The sequence below is a fragment of the Acidobacteriota bacterium genome (genome assembly GCA_012729555.1).
GTDB lineage: Bacteria > Acidobacteriota > UBA6911 > UBA6911 > UBA6911 > UBA6911.
This window is the reverse complement of the sequence record JAAYCX010000041.1, coordinates 1-14,677: the sequence shown is the minus strand read 5'-3', so window position 1 is coordinate 14,677 and position 14,677 is coordinate 1. Positions and strand designations below refer to the sequence as shown.

The following is a 14,677-nucleotide window of genomic DNA, read 5'->3' as shown; positions in this document are numbered from 1 at the left end:
GGTCCGCCTCCCGGGCAGCGCATTCCGGAACGCAATCCTGGACATCCACCCATTCCCCAGATTCTGGACATCCACTGACTCCGCCTGAATTGGAACTTCCTGGCTCAGAATGGCACGGGGCTGGGGGATGGATCCCCCTGTTCCTCCGCAAATTTGGACACCCACTCTTTGCGTGAACTGGTGGGTGTCCACAATTGGATCTCAATTGGATTAAAAACCGGCGATCATTCACTCCGGACAGCGGGTCCTCTTCCGCCTGTGGGCGGGCCATCCACCAATTCGCCGAATCATGGACATCCACCGATTCAGCCGAAACCGGCAGATTTGAAGCCATCTGCCAATCGCCCCGTCCACCTGCCAAAGTCGTGCAAAGATCGCGGGCGCCTGCCAGCCGACCTGAACAGGGATACCCCTGCCCGGAATTGCAGGCACCCGCCTGTCCGGCCGTCATCATGGATCCTCAGCTCTGGGCCCAAAATCTGGATGTCCACAATTGGATTCGACAAACATCGATCATGGCCCCATCCCGGAAGGGGACCGGCCGAATAGGCCCCGGGCGGCGCCCTGCCGCGACAAAATGCATTTCGGGCGTGAAGTCTGCGGGCGACCTGCCGATAGGATTTATACGGAAGTAGGCGGGAGCGAAGGCGGAAGCCTGTGGGCCCGCAGGGTTTTTGCGCTGTTAATCGGAAGAAATAGTGGAGCGGACATATGAGCGGCGACAAAGGGCGCGGACCCTTGCCGGAAGGGGAAAATTACGAAAGCGTGGTACTGAACTTCCTGGACAGGGAGATGACCGCCGCCCAGCCCGCGGACAAAAATAAGGACCATTCCGACGACCTGGACGCGCTGGTCTCCAACCTTCTGAAACAGGTGATTTCAGAAGCCGATCAGACGGATACCCGCCCGGCCGTCCACGACGAGACGGAGTCCCTGCTGGCCGAATTCCCCCCCGTGGAAGTGGGTCCGCTGGAGGCGAATCCCCCGGTGGAAACCTCGGCAAGCAGCTACCCCGACCCTGCAACTCGGGAGGTCCCGGAGACCGGACCGGCAGCCCTCGAAGCGAAGGGGGGAATGGAGCTCGCGGCCCTCGAAGCGGAGTCGGAAATGGAGATGGCGACCTTCGAGGCGCAATCGGCGAATGAGTTCGCGGGCCTCGAGGCTGCGCCGGAGACGAACCCTGAAGCCTTCAAGATGAATCCGGAAAAGGAGTTGGGCACCCTCGAGGCGCAATCGGAGATGGCGATGGCGCCCCCCGAGGCGGCACCGGCGCCAGCCCCCCCGGCAGCCAGGGAGGCCGCCGGGGCGGCATCGGGGACCGGCAGACAACCGGCCGCCGCCAAAACGAAAGCCGCTCCCGTACGCACTCAGCCGGCTGCGTTAAATCCGGAACCGGCGGTGGTGAAGGCCGAGGCCGTTACGGCCCCCGCAGTCGCAGAGGAGAACGGGGCCCCGGCCCTGTTCGCAGTCGCGCAAAAGCCGAAGAGCCGAAAATCGGCCATGACTGTGGCCGCCGCCTGCCTCCTGGCCGCCGCCGGCTTCGGCGCCTACCATTTCCTCGGTGGCCCCGGGGAAGCGCCTCCGTCCCTGGTTTCGGCGCCGGCGGTGACGGATCCCGCGGCGGCTCCCCAAGCGCCCGCAGATCCCGTCGTGGCCCGGGCGGAAACCGCCGGATCGAAACCGCAGCCGGCGGATCCAGGGAACGATGTTGCGGCGGCGCCCGTTACCATTAAAGCAGAAGCCGCGACCCCCGTCGCTGCGGAAGCTCCGGTACCGGCCGCGCCCCGGGATGAACGCCCGGGCCTTCTCCGGGGAACGGACCAGATCGCGGACGCCTCCCGCCGGAGCGCCATCGACAGCCTGATCCCCTCCCGCGCGCCTGGCAGATCGGCCCCGGCGGCACCGAGACCGCCGCGACCCGCCCCCGCACAAAAGGAAGCAGCGGCCACCCCGCAGGTTTCAGGAGCCCTGATCCCGGCTATCCCGATCAGCCAGGTGACCCCGAAGTACCCGGAAATTGCGGTCAGGACCCGCACCTCGGCCGTGGTGGAGCTTGACATCGTGATCGACCCGAACGGACGCGTGATCGACGCCACTCCCGTGAGTGGTCCCGCGATGTTCCACAAGGATGCGGTGGACGCGGCCATGAAGTGGCGCTACCGCCCCGCTTCGATCGGCGGCGACAACGTGCAGAGTCAGACCCGCATCACCATGAAATTCAACCTGAGATAGGACGACGGAGGCCCCATGCTCACCGAAGAACAGAGGAAAAAATTTGAACAGACCCGACAGATGGCAAAGGAGGAGTTGGAAGCCCTCGACCGGGAAATCAGCGAGGAATTGGCTAAGGTCAAGGACCGGCTGCTGGAACTGCAGCAGGCCAAGAAGGCCGTAAAGCAGATCTACGACGGCGCCTGCTCCCGGATGGGGATCAAATCGGTCCTGGAAGTTTCCGACCTGAACCTGACCGACCTAGTGAAAACCGCCTGATCTCCAGCCCGTGTGCTCATAGCGCTCGAGGGCGCCTGTGATCTCCCGCCGGCGCTCTGTCGCGTCCAGGGTGCGGATCTCCTCGTAGGATCGGCAAAGAAGGTTGCAGGAGAAAACCACGTCCTTCTCAGCGGCATCCACGATCAGGCGCATGAACCCCTCGTCCCCCGACTCGCGTGCGATGGCAAGGAGGGCGGGGACCATGTCCTCCCAGGCCCCCTGACTGATGTAGGAAATCCGGATGACGAACCGGATCAGCGCGGGAGCAAGGGCGGCGTCCCCGAGCGCCCGCCGGAGCAGGCGCTCCCGGAGCGAGTAGCCCGCGGGCATGTTGACCACCTGCCGCATCATGATCTGCGAACTGAGCAGCTTCTCGTAGGTAAAAGCCTGCAGACCTTCACCGGCCGCGATATGGCCGATCGCCGTCTCCTCGAAAACCGCCATGTCTTCAGGGGTGAAATCGACCGCGCGCAGGGTCATGCCCGCCTCTGCGAGGGACCGGCGGAACTTGCCCATGAACGCCTCGAATTCCCGGTCGAACAGGGTGGCCGCGTTCCCCAGATATACGGCGAAGGTACGGGTCAGCTGGTGGGTCAGTTCCAGGATCGGGGCGAGCTCGACTTCGGGCCCATCCCAGAAGGGGCGGTCGAAGATCTCCAGCCGGTCGAGCTTTGCGAGTTCGGACACGGCGTCCAGCTTCACGGTCAGATCTTCCCTGGACAGCTCGGTCTGATCCGTATGCTCCTCCCGAACCAGGCGGGCAAACCGCTCCGGATCGTCGACGAGGATACTGATGACCTCTTCGCGATGCAGCACCGTCGGGATCATCCGCGCCTCTCGGATGCATTTCGTGACCAGGTGCCCGATGAGGGTTGCCAGCTTTTTCCTGATTTCGGCCGATGCGTCCATTGCCCCCGTTCCTACGAAACCATTAGATTATAAGAAAAAGCGGGTGGAAACCAATATCTTTTCCCGGGGGCGCCCGGCCGGGCGCCCCCGGACACCCCCAAATCCTGGACATCCACCCATTGACCCAAGACCCGAGTCCTGGACACCCACCCATTGATCCAAGACCCGAATCCTGGACACCCACCCATTGCCCGGACAGCGGAGTAGGTGGATGTCCACAATTGCTCTGAGAAGTCCCCTCGATGCTTTGAAAGAACCACCGGCGCGCCCGCGACGACTCCAGGTCCTGGACAACACCGAATCCTGGACACCCGCTCATTGACCCGAGACCCGAATCCTGGACACCCACCCATTGACCGGAAAGCGGAATCGGTGGATGTCCACAATTGCCGGGAGAGGGCCTCCCTTGAAGCTTTGAGAGCGGGAGGGATCGCGTTATCCTTATCCGCTATGATCCACATCGCGCTCTACAAGCCGGAGATCCACCCGAACACCGGCAACATCGCCCGCCTGGCTGCGGCAAACGGGCTGCCGCTGCACTTGGTCGGGCGGCTCGGTTTCCGTATCGACGACCGCTCGGTGAAGCGGGCGGGGCTCGACTACTGGCCCCACGTCGACCTTCGCCGGGAAAAGGACCTGGAGGAGCTGCGGGGGGCGCTCGGGGATGCGCGCCTCCTCTACTTCAGCGCAAAGGCGGAACGGGCATACACGGACGTGGACTACCGCCCCGGGGACTGCCTGGTTTTCGGCTCCGAATCGCGCGGGCTCCCCCCCGGGCTGCTGGAGGAAAACCGGGAGCACACGCTGCGAATCCCGATGCTCACCGCGAACGTCCGGTGCCTGAACCTCTCTTCCTCGGTCGCCATCGCCGTCTACGAGGCGCTCCGCCAGATCGGCGCTTTCCCCCCGGAGCGCGAGACGCCATGAAACCACTCCACGCAATCGCGATTCTGCTGGCGCTGTTTCTGGTCATGAGCGCGGTCACCTGGCAGACCTGGGCGACACCAGAGGTTGACAGCGGACGCGAGATGCACACGCCGCTGCGTTTGCTTGCAGGGGAGAGGCTCTACAGCGACGTTTACTATCTTTACGGCCCGGCAGCCCCCTATTTCAACGCCGCGCTCTACGGGATCTTCGGGCCGCATCTCAATACCCTTTACGCAGCCGGGCTCATCGGATCCCTGCTCCTGGTCCTGATGGTCTTCCAAATCGGGCGCGCGCTGATGCCCACGACCGAAACAATGCTGGCGGCGGCCGCCGTCCTCCTCTTCTCCGTCTTCAAGCAGAGCGGGAATCTCATCTTCCCCTACACCTACTCGGCGCTCTACGGCACCTGCCTGGCCACCCTGGCCCTGATCCTCATGATCCGCCACCTGCGGTACGGGCGCATGCCAGGACTCGTAGCGGCCGCGGCGGTTTCGGGGCTGGCCCTTTGCTGCAAACTGGAATTCGGTTTCGCCGCGGCCGCCGCCCTCGCCGCCCTGATCTATCTGGCCCCGAAGGAGCGCCGGGCACGGACCACGCTGGCGGCCATTGGAACGTTCGTACTGGTCCCGGTGGTCGTCTATGGGCTGGTCCTGATGAAAACCCCGGCTCAGGCGGTTTTCGGGGACACCTACCTTCTCCCCGGGTCGATCCCCGCAGAGCTGCTCCACTTCAACCGGTTGAAACTGGGGCTTTTTTCGCCAGCGAAGACCGCCATGGAAATGCTCAGCGCCCTGGCTTTGCTCGGCGTTCTCGGCGGCGGGGTTCTCCTCCTGGGCCGACGACTGGCGGGAGAATCGACAGCCTGGCGCGATGAACAAGCCGGGCGGACCTGGCGCGTCATCGCAGGATCGCTGGGGTGGCTGGCACTCAGCCTCCTGGTATACAGGACCGGCTGGGACCTCAACCCTATGCGGGCGCTACCGCTGCTGCTGGCTGCAATGGTCTGGATGCTCGCAGGTCCCGCAGCGAAGCCGCCGGATCAGCCCGGGAAGGAGCGTCTTCTGGTAGCCGTCTTCGGCCTCGCCGTGCTGGCGCGCGTCCTCATTCGCGTCCCCGGCGGGGGCGCCTACGGGTCCGGCCTGCTGCCGATCCCCATGATCCTCTTCTTCTACCTGGCCTCCTGTGGCCTGCCCGCGCTCGCACCCGCTGCCGCCTCACGGGTGCGCAGCACCGTCCTCGTTTTCTTTGCGGTGGCGATTGCGACGGCCACTGGCGTGTTCGCCTTCAGGGCGCTCGCCTCGGAGCGCGAGCGGCTGGAAACGGACCGGGGGGATCTGCGCCTGGAGGCGCCGGCGGCCGCGGTGGTGGGACAGGCGCTCGATTTCATCTCCCGCCACAGCGCTCCTGACCAGTGTATCCTCGGACTTCCTGAGGGGAGCAGCCTCAATTTCCTCGCGCAGCGACCCGCTCCACTCCGCTACGAAATCCTGACCCCCGGTTTCCTGGACCCGGAGGGGGAGCGGCAGGCGGTGCGCGCACTGCAGCAAAAGGACATCCCCCTTGTCCTCCTCTTCAACCGCCCGACGGACGAATTCGGTCCCAGGGTCTTCGGCAGGGACTACTATCGGATCCTGATGAAGTGGATCGAGGAAAACTACACCCTCGCGGCCGTCTTCACCCCGCGGTCCGCCGCTCCAATTGTGGACATCCACCCTTTGGGCCCAAAAGACGAAATCGTGGACATCCACTCATTCGTCCAATTACGGGCATCCACCGATTCGCCCGATTATGTACATCCACCATCGGAGGCGGTCCCGGAAATCGGGGACCCTGTCTACTTCATCAAATGCTACCGACGCAGGGCGGACCCCCTGGAACCCCGAATGGTTTATCGGGACCGATAAATCGGTGGGTGTCCTCTGATCTGGAATAGGTGGATGTCCAGGATTGGGCTCAGTGGGCCAAATCATGGACACCCGCTAACTGGACGGGGCAGCCGAAATTGTGGATGTCCAGGATCAGATCAATCGGCGGAAGCCCATGACCGGATCAAAGAGTGGATGTCCAGGATTGGGTTCTGGCTATTCGGTGCCGTCGGTCTCGCGGCCGGACCAGGGGATGCCCAGCTGGCGGATCTTGCGGTAGAGGTTGCTCCGCTCGATGCCGAGCGCCTCGGCCGCCCGGCTGACGTTCCCCCGGTGCTCCACCAGCTTCTGCAGGATGAAATCGCGCTCAAACCGCTCCCGGGCCGCGTGGAGCGTGGACCCATCCTCCGGAGCGGGCTCCGCGGAGAGCGCACGCTCGAGCATCGCCTCCGGCAGGTCGTACACGTCGATGCGCGGCTGCTGGGTCATGATCACGATGCGCTCCATGATATTGCGCAGCTCCCGCACATTCCCCGGCCAGTCGTACGATTCGAGCACCGCGAGCGCCTTCTTCCCCATGGCCGGCGGCTTGCGCCGGTACTTGCGCGCGAACTGGTCCAGGAAATGGGCCGCCAGCGGCGGGATATCCTCCTTCCGCTCCCGCAGGGGGGGGATCTCGAAAGGAATCACGTTGAGCCGGTAGTAGAGGTCTTCGCGAAAGTTCCCGCGTTCGATCTCCCGCTCCAGCTTCTTGTTGGTGGAGGCGATGACGCGCACGTCCACCCGGACCATCGCGTTGCTCCCCACCGGGGAAAAGCTCTGCTGCTCGAGCGCCCGCAGCACCTTCGCCTGGGTCTTCGGGCTCATGTCGCCTACCTCGTCCAGGAAGAGCGTGCCGCCGTCGGCCTGGACGAACTTCCCCTCCTTGTCCCCGCCCGCGCCGGTGAAGGACCCCTTCACGTGCCCGAAGAGCTCACTCTCGATCAGCTCCTCCGGGATGGCGGCGCAGTTCATCTCCACGAAGGGCTTGTCCCGCCGCAGGCTGCGGAGGTGGAGCAGGTGGGCCACCAGCTCCTTCCCGGTACCGTTTTCCCCCGAGATCAGCACCCGGCCGTTCGACGGCGCCGCGAAGGCGATCTGCTGGCGCAGCGCCTGCATCGGCACCGAATCGCCGATCATGGCGTACTTGCGCTCCACCTCCGCCCGCAGCAGGCGGTTCTCCCGCTCCAGCCGGTACTGCCGCTCGGCGTTCGTGACCACCAGGACGGTCTTCTCGAGCGACAACGGCTTCTCGATGAAGTCGTACGCCCCCAGCTTGGTGGCACGCACGGCCGCCTCGATCGACCCGTGCCCCGAGATCATGACGACGGACGTTTCCGGCGCCAGGCGCCGTATCCCGGCCAGCGCCTCGAGCCCGTCCATGCCGGGCAGCCAGATGTCCAGGAGCACCACGGCGAATTCCCGTCCGGTGAGGAGCTCGAGCGCCTGTTCCCCGCTCGAAACGGCCTCCGGCTCGAACCCGGCGTCCTCGAGGATCCCCCGGAGCGAGGTCTGCACCCCCTGCTCGTCGTCTACGATCAGTACCGCCGAATGCACCATAGCCGCCTATTCTGATCCCGATTCGGTCCCGGGCCAAGCTCAAATCGACGAGGATCCCCGTACCGAAGGCTACGCCCCTCTCGGCCCCTGCTTCGGCGCCATGCCCGGCCACGACGGGCGATTCTCCGACCCGGTCCCCTCTTGCGGATGCAGAAGGAGGGGAGAAAGACGCCGCCCCGGCACCCTCGCGCGCCGCTGCTTCCGGTCGAACCCGCCCTCCCGGAAGCTTTCCTCCTGTCCCCTCCCGATTCTTGTCCGTCCCCAAACGCCTTGTTCAGTTCAGACCCAGCGGGAGGTCGATGACGATCCTCGTGCCGAAAGGGGCGTTCGCCTCGGCCCGCACCTCCCCGCCGTGGTCTGCCACGATCTGGCGCACGATGGCGAGTCCCAGCCCGGTCCCCCCCTTGCGAATCGAGAAATAGGGGAGAAAAACGCTGTCCCGGTACTCCTCGGGAAAGCCTCCCCCGTTGTCGCCGATCTCCACCCGCGCCCGCCGGCGCGCCCGGTCCCAGAATGTGCGGACCTGGAGGATCTTCTTTCCCGCCTCTCCCGACACTGCCGTCCGGTCGGGAGCGCCCGGGCTTTCCTGCTCCGTCCCCGCCCGCTCGCGCCCCGCCGCCGGATCCTTCCGGCCCGTTGCCGAAGCCAAGGGGGAAACGGGTGCCTCATCCTTGCGTGCAAGGGCCTCGAGCGCATTATCGAACAAATTGATGAACACCCGCTTCATCTGCTCCGGGTCGAGCCGGAGCGTCGGAATCTCTCCGAACTCCCTCCGCACCTCCACCCCCTGAATCCGTCCGTCGTAGAGCCGGAGCGTCTGTTCCAGGATCCGGTTCAGGTCCACGTCCTCGGGCCGCACCTCCGGGAGGCGGGCGAAGCGCGAAAACTCGTCGACGAGGCTCTTGAGGGACCCCGCCTCCTGGATGATGACCTTGACGCTCTCTTCGAGGAGGCGATCGAACTTCCCTGATTCCTCCCGCCAGGAGCCCGCCCCCTCCTTCGGATCGTGAAGCTCCAGCTGTTTATACCTTTTCAAGATCCTTTCGGCCGAAAGCTGGATGGGGGTGAGGGGGTTCTTGATCTCGTGGGCCAGGCGGCGGGCCACCTCCTGCCACGCCGCCATCTTCTCCATCCGGAGAAGTTCGGTCATATCGTCGAGCACCACCACCCAGCCCGCGCGCGCGCCGGCGGTGTCGACGAGGGGTGTGGCCGTGGCCGCGATCTGCAGCGTCCCGCCCGGCCCGGCCAGCTCGATGTTCTTGACGACGGTCCCGAGCACCTCCGCCTTCCGGAGCAGCCGTCGGAGCGCACCGGACGCCGGCTGGCCGAGCACCTCCTCCAGGGCGGCGTTTTCACCTGGCGGCGCAATCCCCAGCATCCCCAGCGCGGCCTGGTTCATGGTCCGGACCCGGCCCTGGGCGTCCAGGGCGATCACGCCGGTGGCAATCGTCTGCAGGATGGCCTCGATGTAGCGGCGGCGGTTCTCGTTCTCGAGGCTGCTGCGGCGCAGGCTTTCCTGCGCCCCCTGGATGCGGCGCTCGTTTTCCTCGAGGTCGGCCGTCATCCGGTTGAACCGGGTCACCAGGCTCCCCAGTTCGTCGAACGCCTGGCACCGGACCCGGTGCCCGAGGTTTCCCGCGGCGACGGCGGCCGCCCCTTCCGCCAGCGCCTGGATCGGGACAGTGATGCGCTTGGCCAGGTAGAGGGCGAACCAGGCAAAGGCGAAAACGATCAGGAGCGTCGCCAGCACCAGGATGAGTAGGATGTTGAAGCGGAGCGAGCGCTGCTCCCGCTCCAGCTGGCCGTACTTCTGGTAGGCGTCCATCACGGCGTCCGCCCAGGTCTGCGCGCTCGTCGGGTGCAGGCTTTCGGTCAGGACCGCCCCTGCCGCCCGGCCGTCGGGGCCGGCGATGGGGGCCGCGGCGTAGCTGATCTCGTTCCAGGGGTCGTCGGGATCGACGCGGTGGACGCCGAAACCGGGCGTTCCCTGAAGCGCCTGCCGGACCAGCGCCGCGCGGATCTCCCCGTGCGCGGCGGGGGAAAGCGCCGGCCCCGAGGAGGCCGCCAGCCGCCCGTCGGACCGGTAGACCTCGACGGCGCCGACCGCGAATTCCGCGGCGAGTTCCCCAAGACGAAGCGACGCCTCCTCCCCCGACGCGGCCGGGACATCCCCACCGGGGCGGACGCGGCCGGCGATGCTCGCGGCGAAATGCTTCGCCCGCTCCTCGGCTTCGGCGTAGTACTGCTCGGCCAGGATGCGGCTCTTGTCCATCATCTGCGCCGTGGGCGCGCGGAACCACCTTTCGATGGAGGAGTTGATGAGGGTGTAGGCCAGCAGGAACAGCAGCAGCGCCGGAAGGAGCGAAAGGCCGATGAAGGTGCGCACGAGCTTGGTCTTGAAACCGCTTCCGAGCTGACCGCTTCGGCGCTCGAAATAGAGCTTGATGAGGTTGCGCCCCAGGATCGTAGCCAGGATCAGCAGGGCCAGCAGTGCCAGGAAGGTCCCGGTATAGACGATCCACGTCATCCCGATGAAGCGATGGCTCCCGACCGATGTCCGGTGCAGGAAGGTGTGAGTCGTCGCGAGCGCCAGGGCGAGGAAGATGATCGCGCCGAGCACGTAGCGCCGCGTCCGGAGATCGTCCGGGGGTTTCTGGAAGCCTGGCTGGTCGTTCATAGGCAATGCGCGCCGGACGGGCCGGCCGCCTCGCCCAAAGCATATACCAAAGGGGGGCGCCGGGGAGAAAAACTCTTTTAATGACTTGCAGCCGGGGCAGGGGCGACATACAATCTACACTCCCGCCGGCCTCCGCCGGCACGCGCGACCGGGAGAGGTGTCCGAGTGGTTGAAGGAGCACGCTTGGAAAGCGTGTGTAGGGGTAACCTTACCGAGGGTTCGAATCCCTCCCTCTCCGCCACCCCCAGCAGCCAATCCTGGACACCCAATTTCTGACCCAAATCGTGGACATCCACCTATTCCGCCCTGCCGGCCATATACCCGATACCGGGAAACCCGCACCCTGGCAGGAAATCGAGGACAGAGCAGGGGGTCAGCCGAACGGGTTGTAGCCGGGCTTCAGGGCCAGAGCCTCTGCCTTCTCAAGGATATCAGGGCGGTAAACGCGTTCGGCCCAATCCGCCTGGGGCACCTCCTCGATGGCCACTGATACCGCCTTCCGGTCGCACCCCGCGATCTCCATGACATCCGCCGCAATCTTTTCGGCCAGCCGGTCAAGCACCGCTCGAGGCCTCCCCGGATAGAGCTTTACGATGATATGAGGCATGTTCTCCCCCAATTATGGACACCCACCCATTTCCGTCATCCCGTCCAAGCGGTGGGTGTCCAGGATTTCAGTCAGGGTTCCTCAGGAAGCAGGTCGCGGTTTTTGAACCGGACGTTCAGCCGGTCCTCCCGGCAGCGGGAGGAGGGGTAGGCCGACACAATCGTGTAGAAGCGTCCGCTCGTTACCTCGAACTCCAACCTCTTTTTCGGCGTCCCGGGCAATCCCGTCAACAATGCCTTCCCCTCGGCGTCGGTGTGGATTTCTAGCGACATCCTGCGAAGTCCCATGAACCCGTGGCGCACGGTCACCCGGATCTTCGCGGCATAAACCGGCCGATTCTCCGGGTCGCTCACCGTAATGGCGAGCGCGCACGGACCCGCTTCGGCGTCCAGCACTGGAGCATCGGCGGCCGCCCCCGCAACGCCTGACAGCGCCAGGCCCAGCACCAGAAGCCTCAACCTGTTCGTAACATTATGTCTTATAGCCACTTATCCTGCTTTCCCAAAGGCCGGAGGATACCCCGCGCCATTGCTTCGTCGGATTCCGCCTCGGTTCGATTGTAGATAAGATCGCCGGCGAAGACAACAGGACCCATCCTGCAAAATCCCGGACATCCACCGATTCGCCCAATCCTGGACATCCACTCATTGATGGACCACGCAATTTTGGACGCAATTGTGGACACCCACCCATTGGATGCGCAAACGACAAAGTGTGGATGTCCAGGATTGGGGCATCCAGGTCTCGGCGGCCTCCACCCGAAAATGAGTGGATGTCCACAATTTTGTTAACCAGATGTCCGGGCAGGACGTTGTAGAGACAAAAATCAAATTCCCGGCGGATGTCTCCGCCGGCATGGATTAAGGGAGATCCCATGAACCAGTTATTCAGCGAAGATGTCATTGTCCCGGTTGCGCTGTTCGCGATGGTGGTGCTTCTGGTCTGGTTCGGCCACAGATCCGGGAGCATACGGACAAGGGAACAGGCCGACATCCGCAAGCGGCTGCTGGACAAATTCGGATCGGGACAGGAACTGACCGAATTCCTGGGGACGCCCCAGGGGCAAAGCTTTCTCAAGGATCAGGAAATGTCGTCAAACGGCTCGCCGAGATCCCGCATCGTGGGGCTGACGGTCGCGGGGGTGATCCTCACCATGCTCGGCGCCGCCTTCTTCGGACTGATGGCGATGCAGCACGCGTTCGTCTACCCCGCCAGCATCGTCGGCGCCCTGGGGATCGGCATCCTCCTCGCCGCCGCGATCGCCCATCGGTTGTACAAAAAATGGGACATGCTGCGCTAGACGAGCATAATGGTGTCAGCGGAGGAATCTCCAGGAATGCTTCACCAGGCACTGTCCATGCCGGGGGTATGCGGGGGCCAGGCGTCCGACCGGGCGGAGCCGCGCCTCGCCCTGGACGAAGAAGCCTTTTGCGCCCTCTACCAATCGGTCGCCCCGGCACTCGCGGGGTATATCCGTAAAATCTGCCTCGACGCTCCGCTGACCGAAGACCTCCTGCAGGAGACCTTCTACCGCTTTCTCCGGGCAGGACCGCCGGGAATGGATCCGCGACAGACGAAAGCCTACCTCTACAGGATCGCGACCTCTCTGATCGTGGACCACTGGCGGCATACGAAGCAGCGGCAAAAGCGCGAGAGCTTCTGGCACTGGCTGCGCATTCCCGGGTCCGAAGCCGGGATGGAACCCGCGGCGGACGGAGTGGAGTTACTCTCCGGACTTCCACCACGGGAGCAGGCACTGTTGCGGCTGGCCTACGTCGAGGGGTTCGACCACGGCGAGATCGCCGCCGCGCTCGGGCTGCGTGAGAAAAGCGTTCGCGTGCTCCTTTTCCGGGCACGCAGGAAACTTGCGCTCATCCTGAAACGACGGAACCTCCGGGATGGCGCGAAAGGAGCCGTGTGAATCCGCGTTCATGCCCGCATGAAGCCGAAGTCGCCCTTGCCGTCCGATCCGGTACCTGGGACGAGGGGACAAGCACCCATACCGCATCCTGCGACCGTTGCAGGGAGGTCGCCCTCGTCACCGGCTGGATGATCCGCGCTGGCTGCGCCTCGGACGGCGTGCCATCGCGCCTCCCCGACCCGCGCCAGATCTACCACACGGCCCGCGACGCCGCCGCTCTGAAGAAGTACGAAGCCGCCCTGCGCCCGCTCGCTATCGCCGAACTGGTCCTGAGGGGCGCGCTGGTTCTCGCCCTCGCCCTGGGGATGCTTTGGGCATGGATCGCCCTGCGTCCGCTCGGTGCTGCGGTCCACCTCTCGATGCCCCAGCCGCTGGGGATCGCTTTTTCGGCCCTGATCCCCTGCCTCCTGGCCCTCCTCTCCGCCCGACTGACGCGGCCGCTGCTGGAATAACACCAGTGATTCCCGTCCACCTCCGCAAATCCTGGACACCCACCTTTTGCTGAAATTGTGGACATCCACCGGTTGGACACGTAACCGGCAATGGGTGGATGTCCATCATCGCGTTCGGAGTCAAAGAGTGGATGTCCATCATTTGAGGCGGGGAAGGTAGTATTCGATCAGGGAACGGATGGTGTCGTCGAGGGAGCGGAGGGGGCGCCAGCCGAGGCCGCCACAGAACCGTGCGCAGTCCATGCCGTAGCGCGGGGTCCTGTCCGGCCCGGCAGGCTCGGTCGTGATCACTGATCCCCGCCTACCGTGTTCGGCCGCGAGCGCCACCGCCCGCTCCGCCAGGTGGCGGATCTTTTGCGAAACAGGAGAACCGAGATTGTAGACCGGGCGCCAGTTCGCGGCCGGCTCCCGGACCAGGCGCGCCAAGGCGTCCGCCGCGTCCCGCAGGTCGAGGATGTCGAACTCCTGGCTCCCCCCGAAGATGCGGATCCGATCCCCCCGGAGCGCCGCCAGCACGAAACGGGAGAGGACGAAGACATCGACCAATCCCTCCCCCCCGCCCGACACCGTCCCCAGCCGGACCGCGCAGGTCCGGGTCAGCGGGGAAAAACGCCTCACCATCCCCAGCATCACCTCCGAAGCGAACTTCGCTTCGCCATAAGGATTGGAGGGCGCCGGCGGCGACTCCTCGCTCCAGGGAGGGGGGGTTGCCCGACCGTAGACGCTGCGCGAGGAGAGCAGCAGCACGGCCGGAATGCGCGCCTCCGCGGCCCGGGCAAAAAGGCGACCGGTGAACTCGAGGCTGCGGGCGATCTCCGCCTCGCCGGCGTACGGCCGGGCAAAGCCCGCATGGAGCAGGAGCCGCCGCCCTTCGAGCGGCCCGCCATCCGCGAGGCATTCCTCCCGGCCCCAGCAGGGTACGCCCACCCCCAGGATATCCCGCGCCTGCGCCGGGTCGGCCGTGACCACGCCCACTTCCGCCCCCGCCTCGAGGAGCCGCCGGGCGAGCTCCCGCCCGATGTAGCCGGTTGCCCCGGTCATCAGCACCTGCCGCCCCTTCATGCCATCCCCCCGCCCCGAATCCTCGGCTCCCTTTTCCGCCATTTGGCGGATGTCCCTATTTTGGAATCCCGTTCCTCCGGCGGTCAGCCCCGCCGCCTTTCCCCGCCTCCCGCCGGACCGGAATCCCTGACCCGATTTCGTGGGTGTCCAGGATTCGCATCCCGGTCC

General features: G+C 65.2%; 13 protein-coding genes and 1 tRNA gene. 8 read left to right on the top strand and 6 right to left on the bottom strand.

Annotated features, from left to right (window positions below):
- The first annotated feature begins 711 nt into the window (after positions 1-711).
- On the top strand, positions 712-2,232 hold the full coding sequence (locus GXY47_08770) for a TonB family protein (GenBank protein ID NLV31235.1): 1,521 nt from the start codon (positions 712-714) through the stop codon (positions 2,230-2,232).
- Positions 2,233-2,247: 15 nt separating this feature from the next.
- Positions 2,248-2,490 carry a hypothetical protein gene (locus GXY47_08765; protein ID NLV31234.1) on the top strand — a complete coding sequence of 81 codons (243 nt, stop codon included), beginning with the start codon at positions 2,248-2,250 and terminating at the stop codon, positions 2,488-2,490.
- On the opposite strand, the gene GXY47_08760 is transcribed toward GXY47_08765, so the two are convergent.
- Positions 2,473-3,399 carry a hypothetical protein gene (locus GXY47_08760; protein NLV31233.1) on the bottom strand — a complete coding sequence of 309 codons (927 nt, stop codon included), beginning with the start codon at positions 3,397-3,399 and terminating at the stop codon, positions 2,473-2,475. The two genes, GXY47_08765 and GXY47_08760, sit on opposite strands and share 18 nt — an antisense overlap.
- A 450-nt stretch (positions 3,400-3,849) precedes the next feature.
- Between GXY47_08760 and GXY47_08755 the strand changes: the two genes are divergently transcribed.
- Positions 3,850-4,326 carry a tRNA (cytidine(34)-2'-O)-methyltransferase gene (locus GXY47_08755; protein NLV31232.1) on the top strand — a complete coding sequence of 159 codons (477 nt, stop codon included), beginning with the start codon at positions 3,850-3,852 and terminating at the stop codon, positions 4,324-4,326.
- The gene (locus GXY47_08750; protein ID NLV31231.1) at positions 4,323-6,230 is read left to right on the top strand and encodes a hypothetical protein; all 1,908 of its coding nucleotides are present in this window, start codon (positions 4,323-4,325) and stop codon (positions 6,228-6,230) included. The genes GXY47_08755 and GXY47_08750 overlap by 4 nt, the downstream gene beginning before the upstream one ends.
- Before the next feature lie 177 nt (positions 6,231-6,407).
- Here the strand turns inward: GXY47_08750 and GXY47_08745 are convergent, their stop codons facing one another.
- Positions 6,408-7,787 carry a sigma-54-dependent Fis family transcriptional regulator gene (locus GXY47_08745; protein ID NLV31230.1) on the bottom strand — a complete coding sequence of 460 codons (1,380 nt, stop codon included), beginning with the start codon at positions 7,785-7,787 and terminating at the stop codon, positions 6,408-6,410.
- 277 nt (positions 7,788-8,064) lie between these two features.
- The gene (locus tag GXY47_08740) at positions 8,065-10,467 is read right to left on the bottom strand and encodes a PAS domain-containing protein (protein ID NLV31229.1); all 2,403 of its coding nucleotides are present in this window, start codon (positions 10,465-10,467) and stop codon (positions 8,065-8,067) included.
- Between the two features lie 151 nt (positions 10,468-10,618).
- Between GXY47_08740 and GXY47_08735 the strand changes: the two genes are divergently transcribed.
- A tRNA-Ser gene (locus GXY47_08735) sits at positions 10,619-10,708 on the top strand.
- A gap of 132 nt (positions 10,709-10,840) precedes the next feature.
- Here GXY47_08735 and GXY47_08730 read toward each other — a convergent pair.
- A complete protein-coding gene (locus tag GXY47_08730) occupies positions 10,841-11,074 on the bottom strand; it encodes a 4-oxalocrotonate tautomerase (protein ID NLV31228.1) in 234 nt (77 codons plus the stop codon).
- A gap of 71 nt (positions 11,075-11,145) precedes the next feature.
- Positions 11,146-11,562 (bottom strand): hypothetical protein, encoded by a 417-nt coding sequence (locus tag GXY47_08725; protein ID NLV31227.1) that lies wholly within the window; start codon positions 11,560-11,562, stop codon positions 11,146-11,148.
- Between the two features lie 386 nt (positions 11,563-11,948).
- Here GXY47_08725 and GXY47_08720 point away from each other — a divergent pair, with 386 nt between their 5' ends.
- Genes GXY47_08720 through GXY47_08710 form a run of 3 tightly spaced genes read left to right on the top strand, consistent with a single transcriptional unit; the run spans position 11,949 to position 13,447 of the window.
- Positions 11,949-12,374, top strand: coding sequence for a hypothetical protein (locus GXY47_08720; protein NLV31226.1), 426 nt, complete (start codon positions 11,949-11,951; stop codon positions 12,372-12,374).
- Positions 12,375-12,410: 36 nt separating this feature from the next.
- Complete coding sequence (locus GXY47_08715; GenBank protein NLV31225.1) at positions 12,411-12,995, top strand: sigma-70 family RNA polymerase sigma factor; 585 nt, start codon at positions 12,411-12,413, stop codon at positions 12,993-12,995.
- Positions 12,992-13,447: a hypothetical protein gene (locus tag GXY47_08710; GenBank protein NLV31224.1), complete on the top strand. Its 456-nt coding sequence runs from the start codon at positions 12,992-12,994 to the stop codon at positions 13,445-13,447. Before GXY47_08715 ends, GXY47_08710 begins: the two co-directional genes overlap by 4 nt.
- 138 nt (positions 13,448-13,585) lie before the next feature.
- Here the strand turns inward: GXY47_08710 and GXY47_08705 are convergent, their stop codons facing one another.
- On the bottom strand, positions 13,586-14,551 hold the full coding sequence (locus GXY47_08705) for an NAD(P)-dependent oxidoreductase (protein NLV31223.1): 966 nt from the start codon (positions 14,549-14,551) through the stop codon (positions 13,586-13,588).
- Between the last annotated feature and the right edge of the window lie 126 nt (positions 14,552-14,677).

What these genes read in the sequence shown, in the direction of transcription:
- GXY47_08770 (NLV31235.1), top strand. Translation starts at nt 712, where the DNA reads ATGAGCGGCGACAAAGGGCGCGGACCCTTGCCGGAAGGGGAAAATTAC.
- GXY47_08765 (NLV31234.1), top strand. Translation starts at nt 2,248, where the DNA reads ATGCTCACCGAAGAACAGAGGAAAAAATTTGAACAGACCCGACAGATG.
- GXY47_08760 (NLV31233.1), bottom strand. Translation starts at nt 3,399, where the DNA reads ATGGACGCATCGGCCGAAATCAGGAAAAAGCTGGCAACCCTCATCGGG.
- GXY47_08755 (NLV31232.1), top strand. Translation starts at nt 3,850, where the DNA reads ATGATCCACATCGCGCTCTACAAGCCGGAGATCCACCCGAACACCGGC.
- GXY47_08750 (NLV31231.1), top strand. Translation starts at nt 4,323, where the DNA reads ATGAAACCACTCCACGCAATCGCGATTCTGCTGGCGCTGTTTCTGGTC.
- GXY47_08740 (NLV31229.1), bottom strand. Translation starts at nt 10,467, where the DNA reads ATGAACGACCAGCCAGGCTTCCAGAAACCCCCGGACGATCTCCGGACG.
- GXY47_08730 (NLV31228.1), bottom strand. Translation starts at nt 11,074, where the DNA reads ATGCCTCATATCATCGTAAAGCTCTATCCGGGGAGGCCTCGAGCGGTG.
- GXY47_08720 (NLV31226.1), top strand. Translation starts at nt 11,949, where the DNA reads ATGAACCAGTTATTCAGCGAAGATGTCATTGTCCCGGTTGCGCTGTTC.
- GXY47_08715 (NLV31225.1), top strand. Translation starts at nt 12,411, where the DNA reads ATGCTTCACCAGGCACTGTCCATGCCGGGGGTATGCGGGGGCCAGGCG.
- GXY47_08705 (NLV31223.1), bottom strand. Translation starts at nt 14,551, where the DNA reads ATGGCGGAAAAGGGAGCCGAGGATTCGGGGCGGGGGGATGGCATGAAG.